Source organism: Clostridium sp. CX1, assembly GCF_025398335.1.
Classification (GTDB): Bacteria; Bacillota; Clostridia; order Clostridiales; family Clostridiaceae; genus Clostridium_AM; species Clostridium_AM tanneri.
Map to the genome: position 1 here is coordinate 76,901 of NZ_JAODOO010000007.1, position 25,163 is coordinate 102,063.

28 protein-coding genes are annotated in these 25,163 nt (G+C 32.5%); 2 read left to right on the forward strand and 26 right to left on the reverse strand.

Annotated features, from left to right (window positions below; all coding sequences use genetic code 11):
- Positions 1 to 69 precede the first annotated feature (69 nt).
- Positions 70 to 1,212: a sporulation integral membrane protein YlbJ gene (gene ylbJ, locus N4T77_RS09625; protein WP_315903165.1), complete on the forward strand. Its 1,143-nt coding sequence runs from the start codon at positions 70 to 72 to the stop codon at positions 1,210 to 1,212.
- On the opposite strand, the gene N4T77_RS09630 is transcribed toward ylbJ, so the two are convergent.
- The 6 genes from N4T77_RS09630 to N4T77_RS09655 form a co-directional block, all read right to left on the reverse strand.
- Positions 1,195 to 1,719 (reverse strand): ATPase, encoded by a 525-nt coding sequence (locus tag N4T77_RS09630; protein ID WP_261671572.1) that lies wholly within the window; start codon positions 1,717 to 1,719, stop codon positions 1,195 to 1,197. The genes ylbJ and N4T77_RS09630 overlap by 18 nt on opposite strands.
- A gap of 11 nt (positions 1,720 to 1,730) precedes the next feature.
- A complete protein-coding gene (gene coaD, locus N4T77_RS09635; protein WP_261671573.1) occupies positions 1,731 to 2,213 on the reverse strand; it encodes a pantetheine-phosphate adenylyltransferase in 483 nt (160 codons plus the stop codon).
- A 5-nt stretch (positions 2,214 to 2,218) separates the two neighbouring features.
- Positions 2,219 to 2,779: a 16S rRNA (guanine(966)-N(2))-methyltransferase RsmD gene (gene rsmD / locus N4T77_RS09640; RefSeq protein WP_261671574.1), complete on the reverse strand. Its 561-nt coding sequence runs from the start codon at positions 2,777 to 2,779 to the stop codon at positions 2,219 to 2,221.
- 190 nt (positions 2,780 to 2,969) lie between these two features.
- The gene (recG, locus tag N4T77_RS09645) at positions 2,970 to 5,012 is read right to left on the reverse strand and encodes an ATP-dependent DNA helicase RecG (RefSeq protein ID WP_261671575.1); all 2,043 of its coding nucleotides are present in this window, start codon (positions 5,010 to 5,012) and stop codon (positions 2,970 to 2,972) included.
- 139 nt (positions 5,013 to 5,151) lie between these two features.
- Complete coding sequence (locus N4T77_RS09650; protein WP_261671576.1) at positions 5,152 to 6,816, reverse strand: DAK2 domain-containing protein; 1,665 nt, start codon at positions 6,814 to 6,816, stop codon at positions 5,152 to 5,154.
- 16 nt (positions 6,817 to 6,832) lie between these two features.
- Positions 6,833 to 7,183, reverse strand: coding sequence for an Asp23/Gls24 family envelope stress response protein (locus N4T77_RS09655; RefSeq protein ID WP_261671577.1), 351 nt, complete (start codon positions 7,181 to 7,183; stop codon positions 6,833 to 6,835).
- 203 nt (positions 7,184 to 7,386) lie between these two features.
- Between N4T77_RS09655 and rpmB the strand changes: the two genes are divergently transcribed.
- Positions 7,387 to 7,578: a 50S ribosomal protein L28 gene (rpmB, locus tag N4T77_RS09660; protein WP_261671578.1), complete on the forward strand. Its 192-nt coding sequence runs from the start codon at positions 7,387 to 7,389 to the stop codon at positions 7,576 to 7,578.
- A 190-nt stretch (positions 7,579 to 7,768) separates the two neighbouring features.
- Here rpmB and N4T77_RS09665 read toward each other — a convergent pair whose 3' ends face one another.
- From N4T77_RS09665 to N4T77_RS09760, 20 genes are all read right to left on the reverse strand, one after another.
- Positions 7,769 to 7,936, reverse strand: a complete 168-nt coding sequence (locus N4T77_RS09665; RefSeq protein WP_261671697.1) for a hypothetical protein — start codon at positions 7,934 to 7,936, stop codon at positions 7,769 to 7,771.
- Between the two features lie 119 nt (positions 7,937 to 8,055).
- A complete protein-coding gene (locus tag N4T77_RS09670; protein ID WP_261671579.1) occupies positions 8,056 to 9,015 on the reverse strand; it encodes a peptidoglycan-binding protein in 960 nt (319 codons plus the stop codon).
- Positions 9,016 to 9,142: 127 nt separating this feature from the next.
- The gene (locus tag N4T77_RS09675) at positions 9,143 to 9,271 is read right to left on the reverse strand and encodes a hypothetical protein (protein ID WP_261671580.1); all 129 of its coding nucleotides are present in this window, start codon (positions 9,269 to 9,271) and stop codon (positions 9,143 to 9,145) included.
- 126 nt (positions 9,272 to 9,397) lie between these two features.
- Entirely contained in the window at positions 9,398 to 9,613 is a 216-nt protein-coding gene (locus N4T77_RS09680; protein WP_261671581.1) for a hypothetical protein, read from the reverse strand.
- Positions 9,614 to 9,883: 270 nt separating this feature from the next.
- Positions 9,884 to 10,522, reverse strand: a complete 639-nt coding sequence (locus tag N4T77_RS09685) for a thiamine diphosphokinase (RefSeq protein ID WP_261671582.1) — start codon at positions 10,520 to 10,522, stop codon at positions 9,884 to 9,886.
- A gap of 1 nt (position 10,523) precedes the next feature.
- On the reverse strand, positions 10,524 to 11,174 hold the full coding sequence (rpe, locus tag N4T77_RS09690; protein ID WP_261671583.1) for a ribulose-phosphate 3-epimerase: 651 nt from the start codon (positions 11,172 to 11,174) through the stop codon (positions 10,524 to 10,526).
- Between the two features lie 76 nt (positions 11,175 to 11,250).
- On the reverse strand, positions 11,251 to 12,120 hold the full coding sequence (gene rsgA, locus N4T77_RS09695; protein ID WP_261671584.1) for a ribosome small subunit-dependent GTPase A: 870 nt from the start codon (positions 12,118 to 12,120) through the stop codon (positions 11,251 to 11,253).
- 171 nt (positions 12,121 to 12,291) lie between these two features.
- Entirely contained in the window at positions 12,292 to 14,187 is a 1,896-nt protein-coding gene (pknB, locus tag N4T77_RS09700) for a Stk1 family PASTA domain-containing Ser/Thr kinase (protein ID WP_261671585.1), read from the reverse strand.
- Positions 14,162 to 14,905 (reverse strand): Stp1/IreP family PP2C-type Ser/Thr phosphatase, encoded by a 744-nt coding sequence (locus N4T77_RS09705; protein ID WP_261671586.1) that lies wholly within the window; start codon positions 14,903 to 14,905, stop codon positions 14,162 to 14,164. Before N4T77_RS09705 ends, pknB begins: the two co-directional genes overlap by 26 nt.
- A gap of 3 nt (positions 14,906 to 14,908) precedes the next feature.
- Entirely contained in the window at positions 14,909 to 15,958 is a 1,050-nt protein-coding gene (rlmN, locus tag N4T77_RS09710) for a 23S rRNA (adenine(2503)-C(2))-methyltransferase RlmN (protein ID WP_261671587.1), read from the reverse strand.
- A gap of 3 nt (positions 15,959 to 15,961) precedes the next feature.
- Positions 15,962 to 17,296 (reverse strand): 16S rRNA (cytosine(967)-C(5))-methyltransferase RsmB, encoded by a 1,335-nt coding sequence (gene rsmB, locus N4T77_RS09715; protein WP_261671588.1) that lies wholly within the window; start codon positions 17,294 to 17,296, stop codon positions 15,962 to 15,964.
- A 30-nt stretch (positions 17,297 to 17,326) separates the two neighbouring features.
- Positions 17,327 to 18,004: a zinc metallopeptidase gene (locus N4T77_RS09720; protein ID WP_261671589.1), complete on the reverse strand. Its 678-nt coding sequence runs from the start codon at positions 18,002 to 18,004 to the stop codon at positions 17,327 to 17,329.
- A 123-nt stretch (positions 18,005 to 18,127) separates the two neighbouring features.
- Entirely contained in the window at positions 18,128 to 19,060 is a 933-nt protein-coding gene (fmt, locus tag N4T77_RS09725; RefSeq protein ID WP_261671590.1) for a methionyl-tRNA formyltransferase, read from the reverse strand.
- Between the two features lie 3 nt (positions 19,061 to 19,063).
- Entirely contained in the window at positions 19,064 to 19,519 is a 456-nt protein-coding gene (gene def, locus N4T77_RS09730; RefSeq protein WP_261671591.1) for a peptide deformylase, read from the reverse strand.
- Positions 19,520 to 19,558: 39 nt separating this feature from the next.
- On the reverse strand, positions 19,559 to 21,760 hold the full coding sequence (gene priA, locus N4T77_RS09735) for a primosomal protein N' (protein WP_261671592.1): 2,202 nt from the start codon (positions 21,758 to 21,760) through the stop codon (positions 19,559 to 19,561).
- 80 nt (positions 21,761 to 21,840) lie between these two features.
- A complete protein-coding gene (gene coaBC, locus N4T77_RS09740; protein ID WP_261671593.1) occupies positions 21,841 to 23,031 on the reverse strand; it encodes a bifunctional phosphopantothenoylcysteine decarboxylase/phosphopantothenate--cysteine ligase CoaBC in 1,191 nt (396 codons plus the stop codon).
- Positions 23,031 to 23,249, reverse strand: a complete 219-nt coding sequence (gene rpoZ, locus N4T77_RS09745; protein ID WP_261671594.1) for a DNA-directed RNA polymerase subunit omega — start codon at positions 23,247 to 23,249, stop codon at positions 23,031 to 23,033. The genes coaBC and rpoZ overlap by 1 nt, the downstream gene beginning before the upstream one ends.
- A complete protein-coding gene (gene gmk, locus N4T77_RS09750) occupies positions 23,230 to 23,859 on the reverse strand; it encodes a guanylate kinase (protein ID WP_261671595.1) in 630 nt (209 codons plus the stop codon). The genes rpoZ and gmk overlap by 20 nt, the downstream gene beginning before the upstream one ends.
- Positions 23,859 to 24,131, reverse strand: a complete 273-nt coding sequence (remA, locus tag N4T77_RS09755) for an extracellular matrix/biofilm regulator RemA (RefSeq protein WP_261671596.1) — start codon at positions 24,129 to 24,131, stop codon at positions 23,859 to 23,861. The genes gmk and remA overlap by 1 nt, the downstream gene beginning before the upstream one ends.
- A 17-nt stretch (positions 24,132 to 24,148) precedes the next feature.
- Positions 24,149 to 25,027, reverse strand: a complete 879-nt coding sequence (locus N4T77_RS09760; protein ID WP_261671597.1) for a YicC/YloC family endoribonuclease — start codon at positions 25,025 to 25,027, stop codon at positions 24,149 to 24,151.
- Positions 25,028 to 25,163 lie beyond the last annotated feature (136 nt).

Here is a 25,163-nt window from a genome sequence, read left to right on the forward strand (position 1 = left end):
GGCTTTTAACTCTTAATTCTCAATTTAAGAAGTAGGTGATTGGAATTGAAAATTATATTTTACTTGATAGTGTTAATAATTATTATACTACTAGCCTATCTGCTAAAGAATAAAAATATCTTTATTACAATTGTTTGTTCTCTGCTTATATTGCAAATATTAGCTGCACCAAAGATTTGTATAGATGCTGCTGTAAATGGAGCTCTTCTTTTTTTCTATAAGGTTTTTCCTTCTTTATTTTCATTTTTGGTGGTGTCTAACATTATACTGTCTTATGATGGAGTTTACATATATTCTAGACTTTTAGGCAGCGCCATATGCAAGCCTCTTAGACTGCCTAAAAGCTGCAGTTTTGTTTTAATAATAAGTGTGTTATGTGGATATCCCTTAGGAGCTAAGTATGCCAGTGATTTATATGAAAGAAATGTTATAGATTTAAAAACCTTTGAAAGGCTTCTTAATATTGCTTCTAACGCTAGTCCGTTATTTATGTTGGGTTCAGTAGGTATATCCATGTTAAAAAGCTCCCATATAGGATACATATTACTTTTATCCAACTTAATTTCCTGTATAGCTATGAGTTTTCTAATACCTTCAAATATAACAAACAAAAAAGACGTTCCCAAAAGAAATCATATTTACTCTAATATGAATATTGGAAACGTACTTAAAGGTAGTGTCGAAAACTCTATTAAAACTTGCTTATCAATAGGTGGCTTTGTAACTGCATATTCAGTTATAATCGATATACTTAAGAATAATCAGTTATTTAGTGTACTTGTACAGCAACTGGCTAATATTATAAGTGTACCTAAAAGTATTATAGAAGGCTCTATCTTAGGAATAATAGAGATGACAAATGGTTGTAATTTAATCTCCTCCTCAAATGCATCTATATATACCAAAATAGCTATAGTAAGCTTTTTATTTACCTTTAGTGGATTATCAATTATTTCGCAGGTTTATTCCTTTACCTATAAATTCGATATATCTATGAAAAAGTATACTTTAAGAAAAATAGTACAAGGACTATTTTGCTCATTAATTAGCCTTTTATTTTATCACTTATCTACCTTATATTATTCTAAAGAGACATTTGTATATAACCACACTCCTGCTGCTACTATAGAAAATATTTTTTTAATAACCTTTATTGTTTTAGTTTTACCATGGATATTTTTTAAACTTAAAAATCTATTTCATGTCTCTTAACTCTTTAATATTTTTTCTTATTAAATCTGTTCTTATATTAACATCTGATTCTAGATCAGCTAGAAATCCCTGCATATCGTTTTTAAGGCTTAGTAGCATTTGTTTACTTTTGTCTGTAAGCTCTCTGTCTAACTGATTTAGAATTTCACTTGCATAATCTCTAGCTCCTAACCTGATATCCTTTGCACTTCTTTGTGCAGAGGATATTATCTCTTCCGATCTCATATTTGCTTCTTTTGTAATATCATGATTTTCTATTTGTTTCTTTAATAAGCTTAAGCTTTCCTTCTTTAGATTTTCCGCTTCTTGAATAGCTTCACTTAATATTCTTTCCTTCTCCTCTACTACCCATTGAGCTTTTTTCAGTTCATCAGGAAGAGACTTTATTATCTTATGAACTATTTCCATTACTTCTTTTTTATCTACAACAACCTTTGCTGTCATAGGAACTTTTGCAGATGTGTCCAGAATTTCCCTAAGATATTCTAATAGTTTAATAGCATCCATAGCATTTCCCCCTAAAGGTTATTAACCTTTTTTGTAATATCAGATATTATTTCATCAGGAACTAAGTCCTTAATACATCCCCCAAACATAGCAACCTGTTTTACAGAAGAGGAGCTTAAATAAGAATTTTTTGCACTAGTCATCATAAAAACAGTTTCTACTTCAGAATCTAGTTTCTTATTCATTAAAGACATTTGAAACTCATATTCAAAATCCGCAACTGCTCTCAGCCCTTTTATAATAACCTTAGCCTTTTTTTCCTTCATAAAGTTTATTAAAAGACCACTAAAGCTTTCAACTTTTACATTAGGAATATGCTTAACTACTCTTTCTATCAATTCAACTCTCTCTTCTATAGAAAAAAGACCTTTCTTATCAGGGTTAACAAGCACACCTACCACTAATTCATCAAATACTTTAGCAGATCTCTCTATTATATCTAAGTGTCCATTTGTTACTGGGTCAAAACTTCCTGGATATACAGCTTTTCTCATATTTGCTAGTCCTCCTTGTACTTGTAAAAGCACACCGTTGTATTACCATATTTTCTATAATCGAAAAGAATTATGTTATCTGTACCTTCATATAACTCCTCTTGAGAATCAATTTTAGTTACAATAATCCCTTCCTTATCTAGCAATTCTTCTCTTTCTATAATTTCCACTGCTGGTGGAATCATATTTTTTAAGTAAGGAGGATCAAGAAAAATTATATCAAAAACTAAGCCTTTTCTTCCTAAGTCCTCCAGAGCCTTATATGAATCCATATTTAAACTCTTACATATATGTCCAAATTTTAGATTTTCTATGTTTTTAGCAAGAAAAGGATAAGTTTGAGGGCTTTTGTCTACTAAATAACATTCCCTAGCCCCTCTGCTTGCAGCCTCTAGACCTAAGCTTCCTGTTCCTGCAAAAACATCTAAAGTTCTAGAACCATATACTCTATTTTGTATTATACTAAACATCGATTCTTTTATTCTATCTAAAGTAGGTCTCGTAGTTCCTGCTCCAATTGGTGACAAAAGTTTTCTGCCTTTGGCAAGACCTGCAATAATTCTCATAGCTTCTCCTCCTAAATTATAGCGATTTTTCCTTAATATTTTAACACATATGTCCTCATTATACAAAATTATTTTATATATACCAAAGTAACTCTAGTATAGTCCTATTTTACTATGCATTTTGTTTGAAATATTTAAAAACACATATAGTTTGCATTAGTATACAGCAACTGATTCCTATAGTTACTATTTAATTGAAACAAATAAATCTTGAACTCTGTTCAATCTTCCTTAGAATTTCTTCCTTAACTTTTATGTCATTTTCTGCATTACTTTCAATAAGTCTTTTGGCTTCAAGATTTGCCAGCTTTAATAATTCTATATCATCTATCACATCTGATAAAATCAAACTACTGTCCCCATGCTGTCTCACTCCAAATATTTCTCCAGAACCTCTAATTTTTAAATCCTGTTCCGCAATAAAGAATCCATCATTACTACTCTTCATTATCTCCATTCTTCTTCTTATTATGTCGTTTTTAACGTCAGCAACTAAGATACAGTAAGACTTATGCTTTCCCCTTCCTACTCTCCCTCTTAATTGATGAAGTTGTGCTAATCCGAACCTCTCTGCGTTTTCTATTATCATTAAAGTAGCATTAGGCACATTTATCCCCACTTCTATAACAGTAGTAGACACTATAATTTTGGTCTCGCCCCTTTTAAATCTATTCATAATTTCATCCTTCAGTTTAGGTAACATTTTACCATGTAATATCTCAATTTCCGTGTCTTGAAAGTATTTCTCCTTTAATTCGCTATATAAATTTTCTACAGAACTTAATTTTAGTTCTTCATTTTCTTCAACCAGAGGACAAACTACATAGACCTGTCTTCCCTTCTTTATCTCTTCTAATGCAAAATTATAAACTCTATCCTTACCAGCTTTATTTATATAATAGGTGTCAATTATCTGTCTTCCAGGTGGTAGCTCATCTATAATAGATACATCCAAATCTCCATAAAGATAGAGGCTCAAGGTTCTAGGTATAGGTGTTGCAGTCATCACTAGTGTATCTATATTTTTACCCTTATTGCTTAATCTGCTTCTCTGAGCTACACCAAATCTATGCTGCTCGTCAGTTATAACCATTCCTAAATTCATGAATTCTACGTCATCTTCTATAAGTGCATGAGTACCTATTACTAAATCTATCTCTCCATCCTTTAATCCCTGTTTTATTTTTTCTTTGTTTTTCACAGTAGTGCTTCCACATAAAAGTCTAATGTTAATATTAAAATCTTTGAAGAGTTTTTCAGCTTCTAAGTAATGCTGAGTAGCCAATATTTCTGTAGGTGCCATCATTACTCCTTGATACCCGTTTTTTATCACGTTAAATATGGATATAAGGGCAACAATAGTCTTGCCACTTCCTACATCCCCCTGGACTAATCTGTTCATAGGTATTTCTTTTTTCTGGTCTACCAGTATTTGCCTTACCACCCTACTTTGTGCCTTTGTTAAGGCATAAGGCAACTGTTCTTTTAACATTTTCAATTCCTCATGGATTTTAAAAGAAATCCCGTTTTTATTCTTATTCAAATAATCTTTAAGCATTAATATTTTTAAAGAATATGTAAAGAGTTCCTGAAACTTTAATCTTTTACTTGCTTCATGTAATTCTTCAGAACTTTTAGGACTATGTATAATTCTCATAGCTCTATCTAAGCTGCATAATTTATACTTATTTATAATCCACATAGGAAGATTTTCTTCTATTTCAACCTCCTGAAGAACTTGACTTATTAATTTTATCATTAGATTATTTGTTATCCCTGACCTTAAAGGATATTTTGGGATTATCTTCTCCTCAGTGGAGATGTTAACTTTTTCTTTCACTAATGTAGGATTGGAAAGTATAATTTCACCTCTAAACTCCTGAAGCTTACCCATTAAGGTATATTCCTTATTTAACCTATAATAATTCTTTATATAAGGTTGATTAAACCATTTTCCTTTAAACTCACTATTTCCATCACTAAAAACTATAGTAGTAAGTACCTTTCCAGTTTTAGTTCTAATATCTTTTTCTATCCTTACAACTTCACACTTGATTATAACTTTGCCATAATTTTTATCTCCCTGCAAAGAGTCACAAGCGGAAATCATTTCATAGTCCCTTGGAAAATACAAAAGTAAATCTATTATGCTAAAAATACAGCATTTTTCTAAAGTTTCTGCTGTCTTGGGACCAACACCCCTTAAATCCCTTATACTGCTGTATATATTCATTCGCTCACCTCGTATTTTGTAATTAAATTGATGTACTACTTGATTAACAATGAAGGTAAAACCTAATTATAGCTTCTATCCTAATATACAACACATCAGTTCGGTTCTGCAATAAAATAAAAAAGCCTTATAGGCTTTTTTATTCAACAGAAACTATAAAGTAATATAAAGGCTGTTCACCGTTATAGCATTGCACATCTGCATCTGGATACTTTTCTTCAAGTTTCTTCACAAATTCATTAACTTTTTCTTCATCACAATCTTTTCCATAGAATATAGTTATCAGCTCGCTATCTTCAGTAACTGCTGAATGAATAATGTTTTCACATACGGCAAACATATCCTCTCCTACTTCCTGGATTTTTCCTTCTATAAGTCCAAGAATATCTCCCTCGCTTATATTATTTCCATCCATTTCAGTATCTCTTACTGCATAAGTTACTGAACCACTGGTAACCGCGTTAATCCCCTGTTCCATAGCATGTATATTATCTTGTAGTGCTAAGTCTGGATTGAAAGCAGTCACTGCTGTAATCCCTTGAGGAATTGTTTTTGTACCTATTACCTTTACATTTTTATCTGACAACTCTGCTGCTTGGTTAGCAGCCATAATTATATTTTTATTATTTGGTAACACAAATATATTCTCTGCATTTATCTTATTTATACACTGTAATATATCTTGTGTACTTGGATTCATTGTTTGGCCGCCTTCAATTACGAAATCAACCCCTAAATCCTCAAATATATTTTTAATTCCTTCTCCCATAGCCACTGATATAAAGGCATATTTTTTAGGCACTTCACTAGTTTCAGTATTTATGTCTTCACTTTCACTATCAACTGCCTTTTCCTCTCTATATGGCTTCTTATCTATATCTAATACATGTCTATGTTGCTCTCTCATATTATCGATTTTTATTCTGGAAAGTTCACCTAGCTTTATAGCCTGTGATAGAACCCAACCTGGATCATCTGTATGGATATGTACTTTTATGATGTCTTCATCATTTACCACTACCATAGAGTCACCCATGGTTTCTAGCTCATTCTTAAATCTATCTATATCTGAATTACTTGAGCGGATAAAAAATTCAGTACAATATCCATAAGTTATATCCTGTTCTCCAAGATTTTTAGCGGCAGATTCTGCTATAGGCTCCTTAGCTTCCTTAATATGGACTAATTCCATATTTTCTTTTAACGCCTCATACATTCCCTGTAATATTATTAATAATCCCATACCACCTGCATCTACCACTTTTGCTTTCTTTAAAACAGGTAACATTTCGGGGGTCTTATTTAAAATAGACTTACTATACTGACAAACTTCTTCTAAAAGTTCAGCTACATCAGTGTGGGTAGATTTAATAGCGCTTTCTCCTGCTGCCCTTATGATAGTTAAAATTGTACCTTCCGTTGGTCTCATTACAGCCTTATAAGCTGATTTTGAACCTTCCATTAAACTGTTGGCAAAATCTTCTGCCTCTACCTCTTTTTTGCCTTCTAAGCCCTTTGCAATTCCTCTAAATATCTGTGAGAGTATTACTCCAGAATTACCTCTTGCACCCATAAGAGCTCCCTTAGCTAATTTTTTTGCAATATCCCCTACTTCTGCAGTATTCATTCCTTCTATCTCAGATACTGCAGTTCTAAAGGTCATAGACATATTAGTCCCTGTATCTCCATCTGGAACCGGAAAAACATTTAAGGAATTTACATACTCTTTCTGTTCTTCTAGTTTATTGCTAGCATTTACAACCATATTGTAAAAGCTCTGCCCATCTATCTTTAAGTATTCCATTTTTTTGTACTACCTCCTAGACTCTAACACCTTGAACATTTACTGTGATACTAGAAACTTTAAGTCCTGTATAGTTTTCTAAATTATATCTTATCTTCTGAATGATATTATTTGCTATTACAGATATTTTTGTTCCGTACTCAACCATTATATATAATTCTATAAATAATTCGTTATCTTTTGAACGAACTTTTACACCTTTACTTAAATTTTCGCCTCTTATTAATTCCCAAAGCCCATCCTTAGCATTTTTTGATGCCATACCTACAACGCCATAACATTCCATAGTAGAAATACCAACTATATTAGCTACTACTTCCTCTGAAAAATTAATATAACCATTTTCATTGGTAATATTACCTATCATATAAAACCCTCCTTACTATAACACCATATAACATATTTTATATTAAATAACCTATTAATTCAAGGAAATATATTATTTATAATGTTATTTTTACTATTTTTATTTTATTATATACTTGCGCGAATTATGTATTCTGTGGTAAAATAATAAATGTTTGAATTGAGAAGATTTTATCTTCACAATTTGGTAAGGAGGTGTTTTCAGTGTCAAGAAAGTGCGAAGTATGTAATAAAGGTGTTGTATTTGGCGTTCAATACAGCCACTCACACCGTCAATCCAAAAGAACTTGGGCTCCAAACATAAGAAAAGTTAAAGCTATAGTTGAAGGAACACCAAAAACTATACATGTTTGTACAAGATGCCTACGTTCCGGTAAGGTTCAACGTGCTATATAATAAAAAGGAATAAAAAATGCAGTTGATTAACAATTGCATTTTTATTTCTTTTTATACTTAATAATCCGCCACTATTAAAATAGTGGCGGATTATTTTCTTTTATGTTATTTCTTTCTCCTAAAGAATTTTATAAAGTTAGATAAAAATCCTGGAAGCTTAAAAGCAATAATTTTCATTAAATTCCCCCCTTTATTTATTATGCCCTATTAAATACCATCCAAAATAGATTAATGCTCCACCTACAGCTACTATCCATCCCCAAAGAGGGATAATAACTGTTATCACTATTCCTATTCCAATAGATGCAGCCATTAGCCCTAGTTTTCTTGCCTTTCTTTTTTCACCTCTTCTAGACACACTATTATCCCCCAAAATTGCTTTATAATATTATATGCTTGATTTATTTATTTAGTTACAAAAAAGTATATAGGAAACAAACATTTAGAAAACTAAATGCTTGTTTCCTATTTGCATTTTTATTTAAACATCTGCTGCCAAGTTAGGTTTCCCACTATTCCGTCTGGATTCAGTCCACGATTTCCTTGAAACACCTCTACCTTTTGTCTTGTGCCATTCCCAAATATGCCATCTACAGCGGCTCCTACGCGCCACTGTATCCATCTTACTGCATAGCCTCTACTTCCAACTCTACTTAGCGGCCTAGCCAATACTGCTTTTATAGCATTCCAAGTATTAGATCCAGCTATACCATCTGCTGTCAATCCCATGATGTTTTGAAAACGTACTACTGCAGCTCTAGTAGCCGAGCCATATATCCCATCCACAGTAATCCCTGCATTAACTAAGCTATTAAGATATTCCTGAAGTCTTCTTGTACTCTCATCGGTGGTAGAGAAAGTTGTACCGCCCCCAGCAGTTGCTGGAGTCGAAGGCTCTGTTGACAAACTTACTCCAGATATGGTTTGTCCAGTTATTCCTTGTACAATAGCATTAGCCATATCCTCTGCATTAAATCTTCGCATATCTTCCGCAGAATCTACGAAAGCACCTTCCACTAAAAGTGCAGGCATTATAGTATTATTCAACACGTATAAATGCGGTCCATCTTTACCCTGTACTTTTACTCCTCTGTTTCTAAAACCTAATGCTGCTATATTATTGACTATATTTTGAGCAATTGCACGACTTCTTTCACTACCAATCCATACCTCTACTCCATGGCCTCCTCCTGCATTTTCATGAAGACTGACATATAATTCAGCTCCCCAACCATTAGCACTGCTAACTCTTTGCCACAGACTATTTGAAACACTAGAGCAATCAGTAGGTGTAACAAGTAACACATTATGACCTAAAGCCCTAAGTTTAGAAATAACTCTTCTTCCTACATCCATAACCATAACATTTTCGTTTCCTATAGCAACGGCACCTGTATCTGGAGCACAGTTATGACCTATATCTACAGCTATTTTCATATTCTCTACCTCCTTCCCTTCAAGATTATAATATGAGAGATTTTATAAATAGTGAATGCTACTTATATTTTATTTATAAATACCTAAAAAAGAGCCTTGGGTGGCTCTTTAATTTTGTAAGTATATATTAAACTTCAGGAAGTCCCCTAACTGGTTTTCTCATATTTGGATCTACGTCCTTAGTAATAGGATTAGCAGTCTTAGAATTTTTTCCTTTATTATCATTTCTACTCTTAATTTCTGCTTTTGTTGGCATATATATCACCTCTTTTCATAAATATATTTTTCACTATATTAATATTTTAATTCTTATTACCCTGTTAATTTTTCAATTTTATTCTTGCAGTTATCAGACAAATACCAACTTGTGACAAAATTAAGTTTAGTTGCAGTCCTGTTGTTGTTCAATTTTAGCACAATTACCTATTATACAATTGTTACAGCTCCAAAACCCATTACTAAATATCATTTTGCTACCACAAAGAATACATCTGTTCTCATTCTTAAGTATCTCTCTTATCTGATTAGCCTTACTAACCTTTCCATCATTCTCTAAATCATTAGCATACTGAGCAATTCTCTTATAATAATTAAACACTTTTATATCCCCCATAAAAACCCCTATATTTTTACCATATTATTTTTGTTTTTACTAAAAATCATATGTAAACGTTACCTAAATACATTATAACATATACTTATAGAAGAGTAAAAATCTTACCCCTGCACAGTAGTAAATTTGTAAAAACCAAAAATATATTAATAGTTTATGATAGTACCATAAATTTTGTGCATTTCTTTATAAAAAAGATGCTAGAATTTTAAAATCCTAACACTCTTAATAATTAAAATATTTTATTATTAGTAGTTAATCTTTACTATAAAATATGAGTAAGATTCCACTTTTAAAGTTGATTTCTACATAGTCATCTAAAAATTCATTTGATACTGTTCGTGGATCCCCTAAGGTTAGATTGTAATCAACAAGCTTGTATCTCGCCCCACTGATATTTAGGGAACTAACGCAATCACTATAAGCTTGAAGTGAAAACACCTCTCCCTTTATACCCTTTATCCTAATAGGCTTATCTGTTATATATATAGAATTATAGTTATCTTTTATGGATGCTTTTATTCCTAATTTCAAGCACTTTAACAACATACCAATGTTGCCCATCAAATGATCTATTCGGCTACCAGTGCATCCTAACAATACAACTTCTCTTCCCCCAATTTCAATGGCCTTATTTAATACAAGTTCTGTGTCAGTGCAATCCTTATACTTGGAAAACCTCTCTATAGAACAGTTCTTCTCCTTTGAAAAAAAGTCCAATGCATCTGAGTCTATAGAATCAAAGTCTCCCATAATATAATCAGGAACTATATTGTATTTGTATAAACAGTTACCACCACTATCTGCACAAATTAAATAGTCACTGTTTTTCAACTCTTTTTTTAGTAACTCATAAGAAGGAGGCGTTCCACCAGATACAATAACTATTTTCATACTAAACTTCCCTTCTTAGTGCCTCTATGTTTTCCTCTATCCTTCCGTCTTTAAACACAGCTGAACCAGCGACTATTACATTAGCGCCACATTGTGCTACTTCCTTAATGTTATCCTTACCTACGCCACCATCAACTTCTATCATAAGACTTGGATTTAATTTATCACTAAGCTCTTTTATTTCTCTAATTTTTTCAGAGCAATATTTTATATATTTTTGACCACCAAATCCAGGGTTAACAGACATTATAAGAACCATGTCTAAAACAGGTATTAAGTGCTTTATATTGTCTACAGGTGTAGCTGGATTTAAAGCTATTGCAGCCTTTACCCCAAAGCTTTTTATATAGTTTATAGTTCTATCAATATGTCTATCTGCTTCATAATGTATAGTTATTATATCAGCTCCAGCCTTTACAAAATCCTCGATATATCTAGAAGGGTCTTCTATCATCAGATGTACATCAAAAGGAAGCTTTGTCACTTTTCTTATACTCTTTATTATAGGCAACCCAAAGGATATATTAGGTACAAACATTCCATCCATAACATCTATGTGAATGAGGTCTGCACCATGCTTTTCCAAATCTCTAACCTCTTCTCCTAGTTTGCAAAAATCTGCAGATAATATTGAAGGTGCTATCTTTATCATAATTTTTTCCTCCTTAGTAATAGATTCCATCACATTAAATAAACATGACATCTATCATTTAATCTTTTAAATAATTTTACCATTGTTTATTCTTATTGGCTATGATTTCTTCCAGTGTTTTTATATAAAATTCATACCTATTATTATTTATATTACCTTCTTCTACACCTTGCTTTACAGCACAGTTAGGTTCTTTATAGTGAAGACATCCCCTAAACTTACACTTATTTATATAATCCTCAAACTCAGGAAAGCAATGTTGTAAGTCTTCCTTTGATATAAAATCGATATCAAAAGAGGAAAAACCAGGTGTATCAACTACAAAACCATCTCCTATATCTATAAGCTCACTATGCCTTGTAGTATGTTTTCCTCTCTTAAGTTTTTCACTTATTTCACCGGTTTCCATAAGTTCTCTTCCAGCTATTGAATTTAAAATTGTAGATTTTCCAGCTCCTGATGGACCACAAAGAACTGTAACGTTATCCCTAAGCTTTTCCCTAATCTCATCTATGCCATAGCCTTCCTTTGCTTTTAAAAGTAATATTTCATATCCAGACTTATTTACCATTTCTATTATTTCACTTTTTTCCTCATAGGAAACTAAATCTAACTTATTAAAACACACTACTGCTTTAAGATTATTAAACTCACAGTTTATTAAAAATTTATTTAACAAATCTAGATTTACATCAGGATTTTTTAAAGCAAATACCACTAAAGCTTGAGTAACGTTTGCAACTGCCGGCCTAATTAATTCATTAATTCTTGAATGGATTTTGTCAATTACTCCCTTTCCATTCTTCACTGTAATTTCTACTTTATCCCCTACCATTGGAGTAAGTTCATCAAGCCTAAACTTTCCTCTAGCTTTGCACTCAACTACTCCTTCATCAGTCTTTATGTAATAGAATCCAGCTATACCCTTTACTATAGTTCCCTGCATATTTCCTCCTATATAAATTAAAACTTTATTTACCGTCCCTATTCCTTCAAATATTCCTCTACATAAAATTCACCTTTTAGCTTACTATGCTCAATAAACAATTTTGCATATACTTAATTTTGGGTAATATTTAGTTTCAGATGAAAAACCTTCATCTGAAACTAAATAATGTTATTGGCCTGATTTCACAGTGCTTTGTTTTTTGTCAGTAGTATTATTACTTTCACCGCCCTGTTGACCTTCTGTGTTAGTTCCACCTGTTCCAGAGCCTCCGTTATTTTGTCCTTTGTCTCCTCCTTGTTGATTTCCTCCGTCTGGTTTACCATTAGTATCTCCAGGCTGCTGATTATTATTATCTCCCTTTTGTGTGTTATCCTCTGGTTTTTTAACTGGCTCAGTATATTTATAATAACTTAAGTTAATTGTTGTGCCTTCCTTTACTTGCTGACCAGCTCCTACACTCTGACTGGTGATTTTTCCGTCTAATGCTTTATCTGTAGTGTTAACTGGATTTCTAGATACTTTAAGCCCAGCATTAGCCACTGCTGATGCTCCTTCTTCTATGTTCTTTCCGCTGACATCAGGTACTGCTATATACTTAACCTCTGGTCCCCTACTTACCACCAAGCTTACTTTAGTGTCTGAATTTGCATTTGAGTCTGGTTCTGGACTTTGGCTTATTATAGAGTTTATTGTCACTGTGTCACTATATTTATACGCTACATTACCAAGCTTTAATCCGCTGCTGGTTATTATATCCTTAGCAGTCTCTAAATCCACCCCTACTAGGTTTGGAACTCCTAAAGTATCCTGACCTCCACTTATGTTAACTCTAACCTCTGAATTCACCTTTACTTTGGTACCTTCTTCCGGATAAGTTCTAAGGACAGTTCCTTCTGGTTTGTCACTTTTTTCTTTAACAACAGCTACAAATTTTAGCTTTTTCTCTTCTACTAGTCTTTTAGCGTCTTCTTGCTTCATACCAACTATATTAGGTACAACTGTTTCTCCATTAGAGCCTCCTAATTTACTGTAAGCAAAATAACCTGAAACTGCACCTATCACGATAATTAATATAGCTATAGCTGCTCCCATAATGGTTCTTCTTTTTCTAGAATCTATACCTCTTTTAGGTTTTTTTGGATTTTCAGCATTCTTGTTTTCTTTGCTATAGTTGTCATCTATTACTATAGGATCCATTATTCTTGTCATATCGTCGTCAAAATCATTTGTAGAGATTTTGAATTCTCTATTACTTTCAATTTTTCTTAAATCCAAAAGCATATCCTTTATTGTTTGGTATCTCTTTATAGGTTCCTTTTCTACAGCCTTTAATATTAACTTATTTAAGCTTTCAGGAATATTTCCATTAATTTGTTTCGGAGGAACTACAGGCTCTTGTATATGTTTTAAAGCTACTGATACTGGACTATCAGCATCATAAGGAACCCTTCCTGTAGCCATTTCATATATTACTATTCCTAAAGAATATATATCAGTTCTTACATCAACAAAACTTCCTCTTGCCTGTTCAGGAGAAAAATAATGAGCTGATCCCATTATCTTGCTTGAATTAGTTATTGTTACTGAATTTGATGCCTTAGCTATTCCAAAGTCTGTAACTTTAATCAAACCTTCTTCCGTTACAAGTATATTATGAGGCTTTATATCTCTATGTATAATGTTATTCTTATGAGCACACTCAAGAGCTTTAGCTATTTGAATAGCAAAATCTACTGCTTTACTTGGCTCTACCCTACCTGCTTCTCTAATTATCTGCTTTAGAGTTTTGCCTTTAACATACTCCATTACTATATAGTTAACATCTCCTTGGGTACCTACATCATAGATATTTACTATATTATTGTCTGAAAGACTAGCCGCCGCAGTAGCTTCTCTTTTAAATTTTTCCACAAATTCCTTGTCATCACTGTACTGCTCTTTTAGTATCTTTACAGCAACGTATCTATTTAACAGGTGGCACTTAGCCTTATATACTAAAGCCATCCCACCTTCTCCAATCTTCTCTAATAACTCATACCTATTTCCTAGCATGGTTCCTATCATCTTCACACTCTCCTTCAAATACAATAACTGATATGTTATCTCTGCCACCTTTTATCTTACTAAGTTCTACTAATCTTCTGCAGGCATTACTGTTATCATCATTCATTATTATATCATACATTTCACTTGTACTTACTCCATTAGATAAACCATCAGTGCACATTATTACCTTTTTAACATCGGATAAATCCACTTTAAAGGTATCTATTTCTACAGAAAGATTAGTGCCTAATGCTCTAGTTATTATATTTTTATTTGGATGATTAGCTGCTTCCTCTTCTGTTATACTGCCCTCGTCAATTAACTGTTGTACTAGGGAATGGTCTTTTGTTATCTTTGTTATGCCATCGTATTTTACAATGTAACAACTACTATCCCCTACGTTTGCTGTAATCATTTGTTTGCTCTTTACTAAACAGGCAGTTATAGTTGTCCCCATTCCGCCTAATGCTTCGTTATTTTTAGCTAATTCAAAAATTTTATCATTTGCAGATTGGATGCTTTTTTTCAGAACATCTTCCATATCATCGATATTATCCAATGATTTAATAAAAGAAATAATAGTCTCTACAGCTAGTTTACTAGCAACTTCTCCGGCATTATGTCCCCCCATTCCATCAGCTACAACATAGATGCTAAATTTATCATTCCTATAGAAATCTACGAAGTCCTCGTTAATTTTTCTTATATTCCCTATATCCGATAGGATCCCCACCATAATCTACACCCCTTTTAAATCATTTTTTGATTCTAAATAGCTTCTTCTTAGTTGCCCACAAGCAGCACTAATATCCGAACCCATTTCTCGTCTTATAGTAGTTTCAATACCGGCCTCTATTAACATATTATAAAATTTCTTAATGTTATCAGAGGAAGACTTTTTAAAATTATTTTCCTTTACCTCATTTACAGGTATTAAATTAACATGACATAATAGACCTTTTAGTAAATCTATTAGTTGCTTGGCACATTCATTATTATCATTTACGTTTCTTACCAGGGCATATTCAAAGGTTACTCTTCTTTTCGTAGTATTAATATAATACCTGCAAGCATCCATAACTTCATTTATAGAATATTTATAGGCAATAGGCATCATATTCCTTCTTAGATCATCATTTGGTGCATGAAGAGATATCGCCAAGGTTATCTGAAGATTTTTATCAGCTAACTCCTTAATTCTAGGAACAATTCCACAGGTAGATAAGGTTATATGTCTCTGTCCTACATTAACACTATATTCAGCTCTTACTATATCTAAAAACTCCATTACATTATCATAATTGTCTAAAGGTTCACCACTTCCCATTAACACAATATTTGATATTCTATCTTCTATTTCCTGCTGAGCTTTTAAAACCTGAGCTAATATTTCTCCGCTAGTTAAATTTCTTATCATTCCACCTAATGTAGAAGCACAAAATTTACAGCCCATTCTACAGCCAATTTGAGTGGAAACACATATAGAATTTCCGTGTTTATATTTCATAACTACAGATTCAATAATGTTACCATCTCTATATTTAAAAAGGAATTTAAAAGTGTCATCTAAATTAGATTTATATACATCTACTACCTGAGGTATTTCTATATAAAAGGAGTTATTAAGCTTTTCCCTTATATTTTTAGGAATATTGCTCATATCCTCAAAGTTCCAGATATTCTTCTTGTATATCCAATCAAAAATTTGCTTTGCTCTAAACTCACTCTCTTTATTATCTTTCATCCATTGCTTTAGCTTATCAAGACTAAAATCTAAAATATTGTACACTGATTACACCTGCCCATGTTTTATCATTTTAGCAATAAAAAATCCATCCATATTTTTATCTGGAAGAATAGTTACTACTCCTTCTTTATGGTAAATTAAATTATCCAAATTACCAAAATAAAGTGGTTCTACTTTAAAATCTGGACATTTCTTTAAAAACCATCTTATATTTTCTTCGTTCTCCTCTTTATTTAGTGTGCAAGTGGAATAAATAAGTTTTCCACCTTCTTTAACATACTTAGCAGCATTTAACATAATATCTCTTTGAATCTTAACTAAACCTCTAATATCTTCCTTATCCTTAGTCCACTTGATTTCCGGCTTTTTCCTTATTATTCCCATACCAGAGCAAGGTACATCTATTAGTACTCTATCTGCTCCATCTTTGTATTTACTGGAATACTTAGCAGCATCAAGTACAGCACAACTAATATTCTTTATTCCTAATCTTTCAGCATTATCTCTAATTAGAGATAACTTGTTTTCATGAATATCAAAAGCCAGTATTTTCCCAGTGTTATTCATTATTTCTGCTGCATGACAAGCTTTACCACCAGGTGCACTGCACAGGTCTAAAACAATCATATTTTCTTCTAAATCCATAGATGGAGCAACCATCATTGCACTTTCGTCCTGAACAGTTATTAATCCATCTTTAAATAGAGGATTATCTTCAATGTTTCTTCCTTTTATTATCTGAATAGCTTCTGGACATACTTTCCCTTCTTCTATATCATATCCATTATCCGCAAGTTTCTTCCAGGCTTCTTCGTAGTCTGTTCTCAAAGCATTTATTCTCACTGTAACTGCTGGAACCATATTTAATCCACTAAGTATCTTTTGTACTTCTTCTATGCCATAGCTCTCTAAAAAAAGTTTAACCATCCATTTAGGAAATGAATATTTAAAACTTAGTTCTTCTAATTTGCTGTTTTTATTATGATAATCTATATCTTTGTTTCTTAAATAGTTCCTTAAAACTCCATTTACAAGCTTTGCTGCTTTAGGAGATTTTATCTTAGTTAATTCTACCGCTTCATTTACTACTGCAAATTCCGGAATCTTATCTAAATATAACATTTGATAGATAGATATCCTAAGTATATTTAGAACATCTATTTCTAATTTTTCTAAATTACTTTTTATAAAATAGTTTAGTATAGTGTCAATAGTATATTTGTACTTTATCGTCCCATATACTATTTCCGTAACTAGCCCCTTATCTTTATCATTTAAATCAGATTTATTTAGCTCTCTACCTAATACTATATTTGAGTAAGCATTTTTATTAAATACTTCTCCCAGTACCTTTACTGCAGTTTTTCTAGCATTGTTCATTCTATTACCTCATCTTTAAAATAATTTACATTAATCATCACTTCTGCTTATAAATATTAATCTTAATAATTGAGCTACTGCTGTTAAAGCTGCTGCTACATAAGTCATTGCTGCTGCACTTAAAACTGACTTAGCTCCTCCAAGCTCACTACCATAAAGTATTCCTTTAGACTCTAATATTTTAAGCGCCCTATTGGATGCGTTAAATTCTACTGGTAGAGTTATGATCTGAAAAACTACCGCTGCTGTAAAAAGAAGTATTCCTATACTTACTAGCCCTTTCAATCCAAAAACCATTCCCAATAAAAATAGTATCCAAGAGGCATTTGATCCAAAGTTCGCAACTGGAACTATGGAATTTCTTATAACCAACGGTGCATAACGTTCTTTATGCTGAATTGCATGGCCGGTTTCATGTGCTGCTACTCCAATAGAAGCCACGGAGTTTCCATAATACACCTCTTCCGAAAGTCTCATAACCCTTCTTGTAGGATCATAATGATCTGAAAGTCTGCCAGGTGTAAGCTCTACAGGTATATCATATAGTCCATAACTGTCTAATAATATTCTTGCCACTTGTGCTCCTGTATATCCTCCACTACTTCCAACTTTAGAATACTTTTCAAAAGTTGAAGACACTTTAAACTGGGCCCAAGCTGCAATAATAAGTGCAGGAATTAATATTATAAAACTACTATCAAAATACATTATTACACCTCCAATTACAAAGTAAATACTAATTAGTTTTACACTATAAAAGTGCCTTTCTTTAACTTTAAAATCATACTGAATATCCTAAAATCTCTTATTTCCATTTCAGCATCCTTAAAATTATTCCCCTAATATCACAGCTTTTTTAATTTCATGTCCTTTAATATACTCACTTACAGCCATTGGCCTTCCACCTGGAAACTGTACAGTTTTTAGTAATAGCACTCCTTCTCCGCAACTAACCTTTATCCCCTCTTTAGATACATCTACTATAGTTCCCGGTTCTTCTTGTGACTTCTCATCTAAAACTACCGCTTCATATATCTTCATGTTTTGCTCTTCAATTTGTGTGTGCGCAATAGGCCATGGGTTTAAACCTCTTATGAAATCCTTTATCTTAACACTACTTAAGTTCCAGTCTATTCTTGCCATCTCTTTATCCAGCATTTTAGCGTAATCCGTAGGCATTTCACCCTGCTTTTCTCTTTGGATACTTCCATCCCTTAGACCACTAATTGTGTCTACCAACAGTTGTGCTCCATCTTCCTTTAGAATATCATAAAGCTCTCCTGCAGTCATATCCTCAGTGATTTCTACTCTGCTTTTCAGAAGCATATCTCCTGTATCAAGTCCCACATCCATAAACATAGTTGTGTTTCCACTTTCCTTATCTCCATTTATAATAGCCCAATTTACCGGCGCTGCCCCTCTATATTTAGGAAGTAAGGAACCATGGAGATTAATACATCCATACTTAGGCATATCTAGTACTTCTTTAGTAAGTATCTGACCGTAAGCTACAACAATAATAAAGTCCGGCTCTATGTTCTTCAATTTTTGCAGTGCATCTTGATCATTTTTTAGTTTTTCTGGTTGATATACAGGTATATCATGTGCTACTGCTACCTCCTTTACGGGAGATATAGATAGCTTTTTTCCTCTGCCCTTTGGTCTATCTGGCTGAGTAAATACAGCGGTTACTCCAAATTCTTCAATAAGCCTCTTTAAGGAAGGTACTGCAAAATCAGGAGTACCCATAAATACTATATTCATATTTTATTTTCCTCCTTCATTGGTTATGGTCTTATCAACAAATAATACACCATCTAAGTGGTCTATTTCATGACAAAAAGCTCTTGCTAAAAGACCCTCTCCTTCTATCTCAATTTCCTCTCCCTTTTCATTTAAAGCTCTTACCTTAACCTTATAAGGTCGTTCCACCTCTCCTTGTTCACCAGGAACACTTAAACATCCTTCTGTATCAATCTCACTACCTTCTGTTTCTATAATTTCAGGATTTATTAATTTAATTATTCCCTGACCTACATCTATAACTACTACTCTCTTAAGTACCCCTACCTGCGGAGCAGCAAGACCCACTCCATCTGCAGCATACATAGTCTCTTCCATATCCCTTAATAAGGTTATTATTCTTTCATCTATAACATCAACTTTTCTACTTTTCTTTCTTAATAGTTCATCTCCGTATTCTCTTATATTTCTTAAAGCCATAATATCTACCTCCAAATTTTTCTAAGACAATCTAATTATTTACAATAAACTATTTGGGTTTACATCAATACTCACCCTTATATCATTATAAACATCTTTTAGTAATTCATAAACTGTTTTTCTTATATTTTCACCAAACTCTTTATCTATTTTTCCTTTAAAAATAATTTGCCACCTGTATAACTCCTTAATTTTTGAGATTTCACAGGGACATGGGCCTAACATATTAATTTTATCATTTTCTTCTAGTCTATTTTTTAAAAATATACCAACATTTTGTATACTTTTTATTAATAAATTCTCATTTTTACTGCTCATATTTATAAGAAGGATATCGGAGAAAGGCGGATACTCCATATTCTCTCTTAGTTCTATTTCTTCTGTGTAAAAGCTTTCATAATCATTAGAAGCAGCGTATCTAATACTGAAGTTTTCTGGATTATAAGTCTGAACAACGACTACTCCCTTTTTCTCTCCTCTTCCAGCCCTCCCTGAAACCTGGGTTATAAGCTGAAATGTTCTCTCTGCAGAGCGAAAATCCGGAAGATTTAAAGACAAATCCGCTGCAATAACCCCTACTAAAGTAACATTTTTGAAATCAAGACCCTTAGCCACCATCTGAGTCCCTATTAATATGTCTGCCTTTTCATCCCTAAAAGTATTATATATCTGTTCATAGGAATTTTTTCCTCTTGTAGTATCAAAGTCCATTCTTAAAGTTCTTGCTGATGGAAAATAGTTCTTAATTTCCTGCTCTATCTTTTCTGTTCCCACTCCAAAATATTTAACATACTTACTGCCACACTTGGTACATTTATTAGGCACTGCCTGCTTTTCTCCACAGTAGTGGCACATTAACTTTTTACCTTCACTATGGTATGTAAGTGATATATCACAGTTATTACATTTAAATACATATCCGCATTTTCTACAGGAAACAAAAGTTGAAAATCCCCTTCTATTTAAAAAGAGTATTATCTGCTCTTTCTTCTTTAACCTATCCTCAATAGCCTCCTGCAGTTTTTTACTGAAAATAGATTTATTGTTGTTTAAAAGCTCCTCTCTCATATCTACTATCTCTACTTCTGGCAATTCAGCGTTATCAGCTCTATTTGTTAAAGTGATTAACTCTATCTCATCTTTTCTACTTCTATAGTAAGTTTCCATAGACGGGGTAGCAGAACCTAAAACCAGCTTGCAGCCACTTATGGAGCACTTTAACTCACTAATTTCCCTAGCATGATATTTAGGATTACTATCTGATTTATAGCTTCCCTCATGTTCTTCATCTATAACTATTAATCCTAGATTATTAAAAGGTAAGAAAACTGCAGATCTAGCCCCTATAGCTACCTTTACTTTACCCATTTTTATCCTAAGCCACTCATCATATCTTTCACCATCGGATAACTTACTATGAAATACACTTATATCTTTTCCAAATCTTCCCTTAAATCTTTCAACCATTTGAGGTGTAAGGGCAATTTCTGGCACTAATATAATTGCTTCTTTATCCTGATTTATCATTTCACTTACTAGATGCATGTATATCTCAGTTTTTCCACTACCGGTAATTCCATGTAATAAGAATGTTCTTTTTTTTGAACTTAATACTCTGGTTACAGCTGCCTGTTGTTCCTTGTTTAAATTTTTAGGTAAGTATTGAGCATATATTCTTTCATTATATCTATTTATAACTTTATCCTGTACTAAAAGTATTTGATTTTTAATCATAGTATTTATTGAAGATAAAGATAAATTAAATTCTCTACTTAATCCGCTCTTAGTAAAGATACCTTCATTATTTTTTACTATTTCATATATGTTTTTATAAATTTCTTTACTAAACTTACCTTCTGGCATATTTCCACAGTATACAAGGCTTTCTCTTTTATTTTTCATTCCTTTAAAAACACCAGTTGGAATGAAAACCTTAATACAGTCAAGATATGTGCAGAGGTACTTCTCTCTCATCTCTCTTATGAGTATTAAATCCCTATCTGTAAACAACGGAAACTCCTCGCATACTTCTGCTATTTCCTTAATTCTTCCTGTACCTTTATACTCATCATATAGCTCTACTATAAATCCGTCTATTTTTTTGTTTCCCATTCCAAAGGGAACCTTCACCCTATATCCAATATCTATTTTGCCATACATACTAACCGGTAATCTGTACGTAAATGGCTTATCTAATTGTATTGATGTATTATTTACTATTATTCCAGCGTATTTATACACTTAATCACCCTTTAATAACATACTAAATAAGAGAGGCATTCTCTTACAAAAGTGTAAGTTCCAGCCCCTCTCTATCAAATCTATTTTTCATTTATTATATCAAATAGTTTTCTTGCTACTTGTCTCTTTGACATCTTTTCTAAAGGAAGATTTCTACCATCTCTACAAAGTATGGTAACTTTGTTATCTTCTGAAGCAAAGCCTGTATCAGAACTGGTAATATCATTTGCTACAATATAGTCAAGGTTTTTATTTTTAAGTTTTTTCTGCGCATTATCAATTAAATCATTACTTTCTGCAGCAAAACCTACAAGTATTTGTTCTTTTTTTAATTCACCTAATTTTTTAAGGATATCATTATCTTTAGTTAGTTCTAAGTTAAGATCATCATTTGCTTTCTTTATCTTCTTATCTGAATACTGTTTTGGTTTATAGTCAGCTACCGCAGCGGCTTTAACTACTATATCTTGATCAACATAGTGTTTTAAGACTTCTCTTAACATATCTTCGTTAGTGCTAACATTAACTACTTTTACCCCTAACGGTGCTTTAAGTTTTGAAGTACCAGATATGAGTAACACTTCAGCTCCCCTATCTCTAGCTTCCTCTGCTATGGCATATCCCATTCTTCCAGAAGATCTATTGGTTATAAATCTTACAGGATCAATTGCTGCAATTGTTGGCCCAGCTGTTACTAAAACCTTTTTTCCCTTTAAATCCTTTTTATCATATAGCATACTTTCTACATATTCAGCTATAGATTCTGTATCTGCAAGTTTTCCTTCGCCCTCATCTCCACAGGCTAATCTTCCACTGGCAGGATTTATAAAGTTGTATCCAAACTTGACAAGCTTATGGATATTCTCTTGAACAATAGCATTACTATACATATTTGTATTCATTGCAGGAGCAAAAATTACAGGGGCTTTAGTTGCCATAATAGTAGTTGATAACAAATCATCTGCTATTCCATTTGCAACCTTCCCTATAATATTGGCTGTAGCAGGAACTATCAGCACTAAGTCTGCCTTCTTAGCAAGAGAAATATGTTGTATTTCCCAAGCTCTTGGCTCAGCAAACATATCTGAATTAACAATGTTTTGACTCAAACTCTGAAAACTTAGAGGAGTTACAAACTTTGCAGCAGATTCTGTCATTATAACATTTATCTCAAAATTCTTCTTTTTTAATCTGCTTATTACATCTAAAGCCTTATAAACAGCAATTCCCCCAGTAACTCCTACTACAACAGTCTTCTTTTCTTTTACCATTATTTAATACCTTCTTTTACAGTTTCGTAAGTAATTGCTCCTTGATTTACTTCATTTGTTGCTATTGTAACAGGTTTTGTTGAAGTTACTCTTACTAAAGGCTCCTCTCCCTCAATTATCTGTCTAGCTCTTTTAGCTGTCATAGTAACTAATGTATATCTGTTTTCTACTTTTGTTAGCAAATCTACTATAGATGGATTAATCATAGAGTTGTTCATGAATAATGCCCTCCTTTGAATCTAATATTTTCTCTTTCACTCTATCTACTCTGCATCTTTCAGCTACAATTATACTTTCAATTTTTTGAACAGCTTCCTCCACAGTGTCATTCACAACTGCGTAGTTATATTTTGATATGTAATTTATCTCCTTGTAAGCCGATTTAAATCTTGTCATCAGAGACTCTGGGGTTTCACTTCCCCTATTTATAATTCTCTTTTTTAGTTCTTCCATAGAAGGAGGAAGTATAAAAATAAATACTCCTTCTGGATAAGTATCTTTAACTTTTAGAGCACCTTGAATATCTATTTCAAGCACTACATCCTGACCTTTTTCTATAGCTTCTAAGGCTTTAGATTTTGGTGTGCCATAGTAGTTTCCATATACTTCTGCATACTCTAAAAAATCCTCTTTAGCAATTCTATCTTCAAATTGTTCTCTGCTTAAGAAATAGTAGTTAGTTCCTTCTATCTCTCCTTTTCTTGGCTGTCTTGTAGTTGAAGATACAGAAAGCCAAAAATCATTTTGTTCCAATAACGCTTTACATATAGTACCTTTTCCGGCTCCTGAAGGTCCTGATATTACTATTAAAAGACCTTTCTTTTGCATTATTCATCTACCTCAACTTCATCTTCCTCTTCCTTAGAAGATAATCTATGTGCTACAGTTTCAGGCTGCACTGCTGAAAGTATTACATGGTCACTATCTGTTATAATAACAGCTCTTGTTCTTCTACCATATGTAGCGTCTATAAGCATTCCCCTGTCTCTTGCTTCTTGAATTATCCTTTTTATTGGAGCGGATTCTGGACTAACTATAGCAACTAATCTATTTGCTGAAACAATATTTCCAAAGCCAATGTTTATTAATTTGATACTCATATATTTCCTCCTAGCTCTTACTCAATGTTTTGTATTTGTTCTCTAATTTTTTCAATTTCATTTTTTATATTTAAAACAAAATTTGTAATTTCTAAATTATTTGCCTTTGAGGCAATTGTATTAGCTTCTCTATTCATTTCTTGAACAATAAAATCAAGTTTTCTACCCACAGGTTCATTTAAGCCAGAGGTTTCTTTCAATTGAATTATATGGCTATTCAATCTAACTATCTCTTCATCTATACAGGATTTATCAGCAAACATAGCCACTTCCATTGCCACTCTGCTTTCATCAATTTGAAAATCCCCAAGTAACTCTCCAAGTCTTTCTGTAAGCTTTGCTTTATGTTCTTTTGCTACTAAAGGAGACTTCTCTTCTATTTTATCCAGTAAATTCTTAATATAGTCACACTTTGAAAGTATATTGTTTTGGAGCTTTACCCCTTCTTTTTCTCTCATTTCTACAAGCATTTGAACCGCTTCTTCTAAGGGGTTAGATAGAATTTTCCACATTTCTTCTATGTCATCATCTTCCTGCTTTAAAGTTATTACGTCTGGAAACCTAGTAATAAGCGAAATTGAAATATTATCTTTAATCTCATACTTATCTTTTATTTTATTCAAGCATTGAACATAACTATCTGCAAGCTTTTCGTCTAATACTGCTTTAGCTCCTTGCTTTTCATAGTTATTCTGAATAATAAATACATCAACTTTTCCTCTGCTTACTTTCTCTTGAACTGTCTTTCTTATCCTGTCTTCAAGAGCCATTAAGCTTTTTGGCATTTTAACATTTAAATCACAGTATCTATGATTAACACTTTTTATTTCTACTGTAAAACTACGCCCATTTTGTTCTATACTTCCCCTTCCAAAACCTGTCATACTTTTAATCATTATTATTTCATCCTTCCATGTTGCCTTGTCAATTCATACTAATTATACATAAATATTAATAATAATTTCAAGATAAATTTACAATTACTAAACATAGGCTTAAACTCTGTTATTCAACTATAATATAAAGATTATA

Coding starts and splice junctions, on each gene's coding strand:
- pknB (WP_261671585.1), bottom strand. CDS start 14,187: ATGATAGGAACCATGCTAGGAAATAGGTATGAGTTATTAGAGAAGATT.
- coaBC (WP_261671593.1), bottom strand. CDS start 23,031: ATGGTAAAAGAAAAGAAGACTGTTGTAGTAGGAGTTACTGGGGGAATT.
- N4T77_RS09650 (WP_261671576.1), bottom strand. CDS start 6,816: ATGGAATACTTAAAGATAGATGGGCAGAGCTTTTACAATATGGTTGTA.
- gmk (WP_261671595.1), bottom strand. CDS start 23,859: ATGCAAAAGAAAGGTCTTTTAATAGTAATATCAGGACCTTCAGGAGCC.
- N4T77_RS09670 (WP_261671579.1), bottom strand. CDS start 9,015: ATGAAAATAGCTGTAGATATAGGTCATAACTGTGCTCCAGATACAGGT.
- N4T77_RS09705 (WP_261671586.1), bottom strand. CDS start 14,905: ATGGTGGGGATCCTATCGGATATAGGGAATATAAGAAAAATTAACGAG.
- rsgA (WP_261671584.1), bottom strand. CDS start 12,120: ATGCAGGGAACTATAGTAAAGGGTATAGCTGGATTCTATTACATAAAG.
- def (WP_261671591.1), bottom strand. CDS start 19,519: ATGGCTTTAAGAAATATAAGAGAATACGGAGATGAACTATTAAGAAAG.
- rsmD (WP_261671574.1), bottom strand. CDS start 2,779: ATGAGAATTATTGCAGGTCTTGCCAAAGGCAGAAAACTTTTGTCACCA.
- N4T77_RS09630 (WP_261671572.1), bottom strand. CDS start 1,719: ATGGATGCTATTAAACTATTAGAATATCTTAGGGAAATTCTGGACACA.
- coaD (WP_261671573.1), bottom strand. CDS start 2,213: ATGAGAAAAGCTGTATATCCAGGAAGTTTTGACCCAGTAACAAATGGA.
- recG (WP_261671575.1), bottom strand. CDS start 5,012: ATGAATATATACAGCAGTATAAGGGATTTAAGGGGTGTTGGTCCCAAG.
- rpe (WP_261671583.1), bottom strand. CDS start 11,174: ATGATAAAGATAGCACCTTCAATATTATCTGCAGATTTTTGCAAACTA.
- N4T77_RS09675 (WP_261671580.1), bottom strand. CDS start 9,271: ATGCCAACAAAAGCAGAAATTAAGAGTAGAAATGATAATAAAGGAAAA.
- N4T77_RS09655 (WP_261671577.1), bottom strand. CDS start 7,183: ATGATAGGTAATATTACCAATGAAAATGGTTATATTAATTTTTCAGAG.
- N4T77_RS09760 (WP_261671597.1), bottom strand. CDS start 25,027: ATGATTAAAAGTATGACAGGTTTTGGAAGGGGAAGTATAGAACAAAAT.
- N4T77_RS09685 (WP_261671582.1), bottom strand. CDS start 10,522: ATGAAAATAGTTATTGTATCTGGTGGAACGCCTCCTTCTTATGAGTTA.
- rsmB (WP_261671588.1), bottom strand. CDS start 17,296: ATGAACAATGCTAGAAAAACTGCAGTAAAGGTACTGGGAGAAGTATTT.
- remA (WP_261671596.1), bottom strand. CDS start 24,131: ATGAGTATCAAATTAATAAACATTGGCTTTGGAAATATTGTTTCAGCA.
- fmt (WP_261671590.1), bottom strand. CDS start 19,060: ATGAATATAGTATTTATGGGTACTCCTGATTTTGCAGTACCTTCCTTA.
- N4T77_RS09720 (WP_261671589.1), bottom strand. CDS start 18,004: ATGTATTTTGATAGTAGTTTTATAATATTAATTCCTGCACTTATTATT.
- rpoZ (WP_261671594.1), bottom strand. CDS start 23,249: ATGAACAACTCTATGATTAATCCATCTATAGTAGATTTGCTAACAAAA.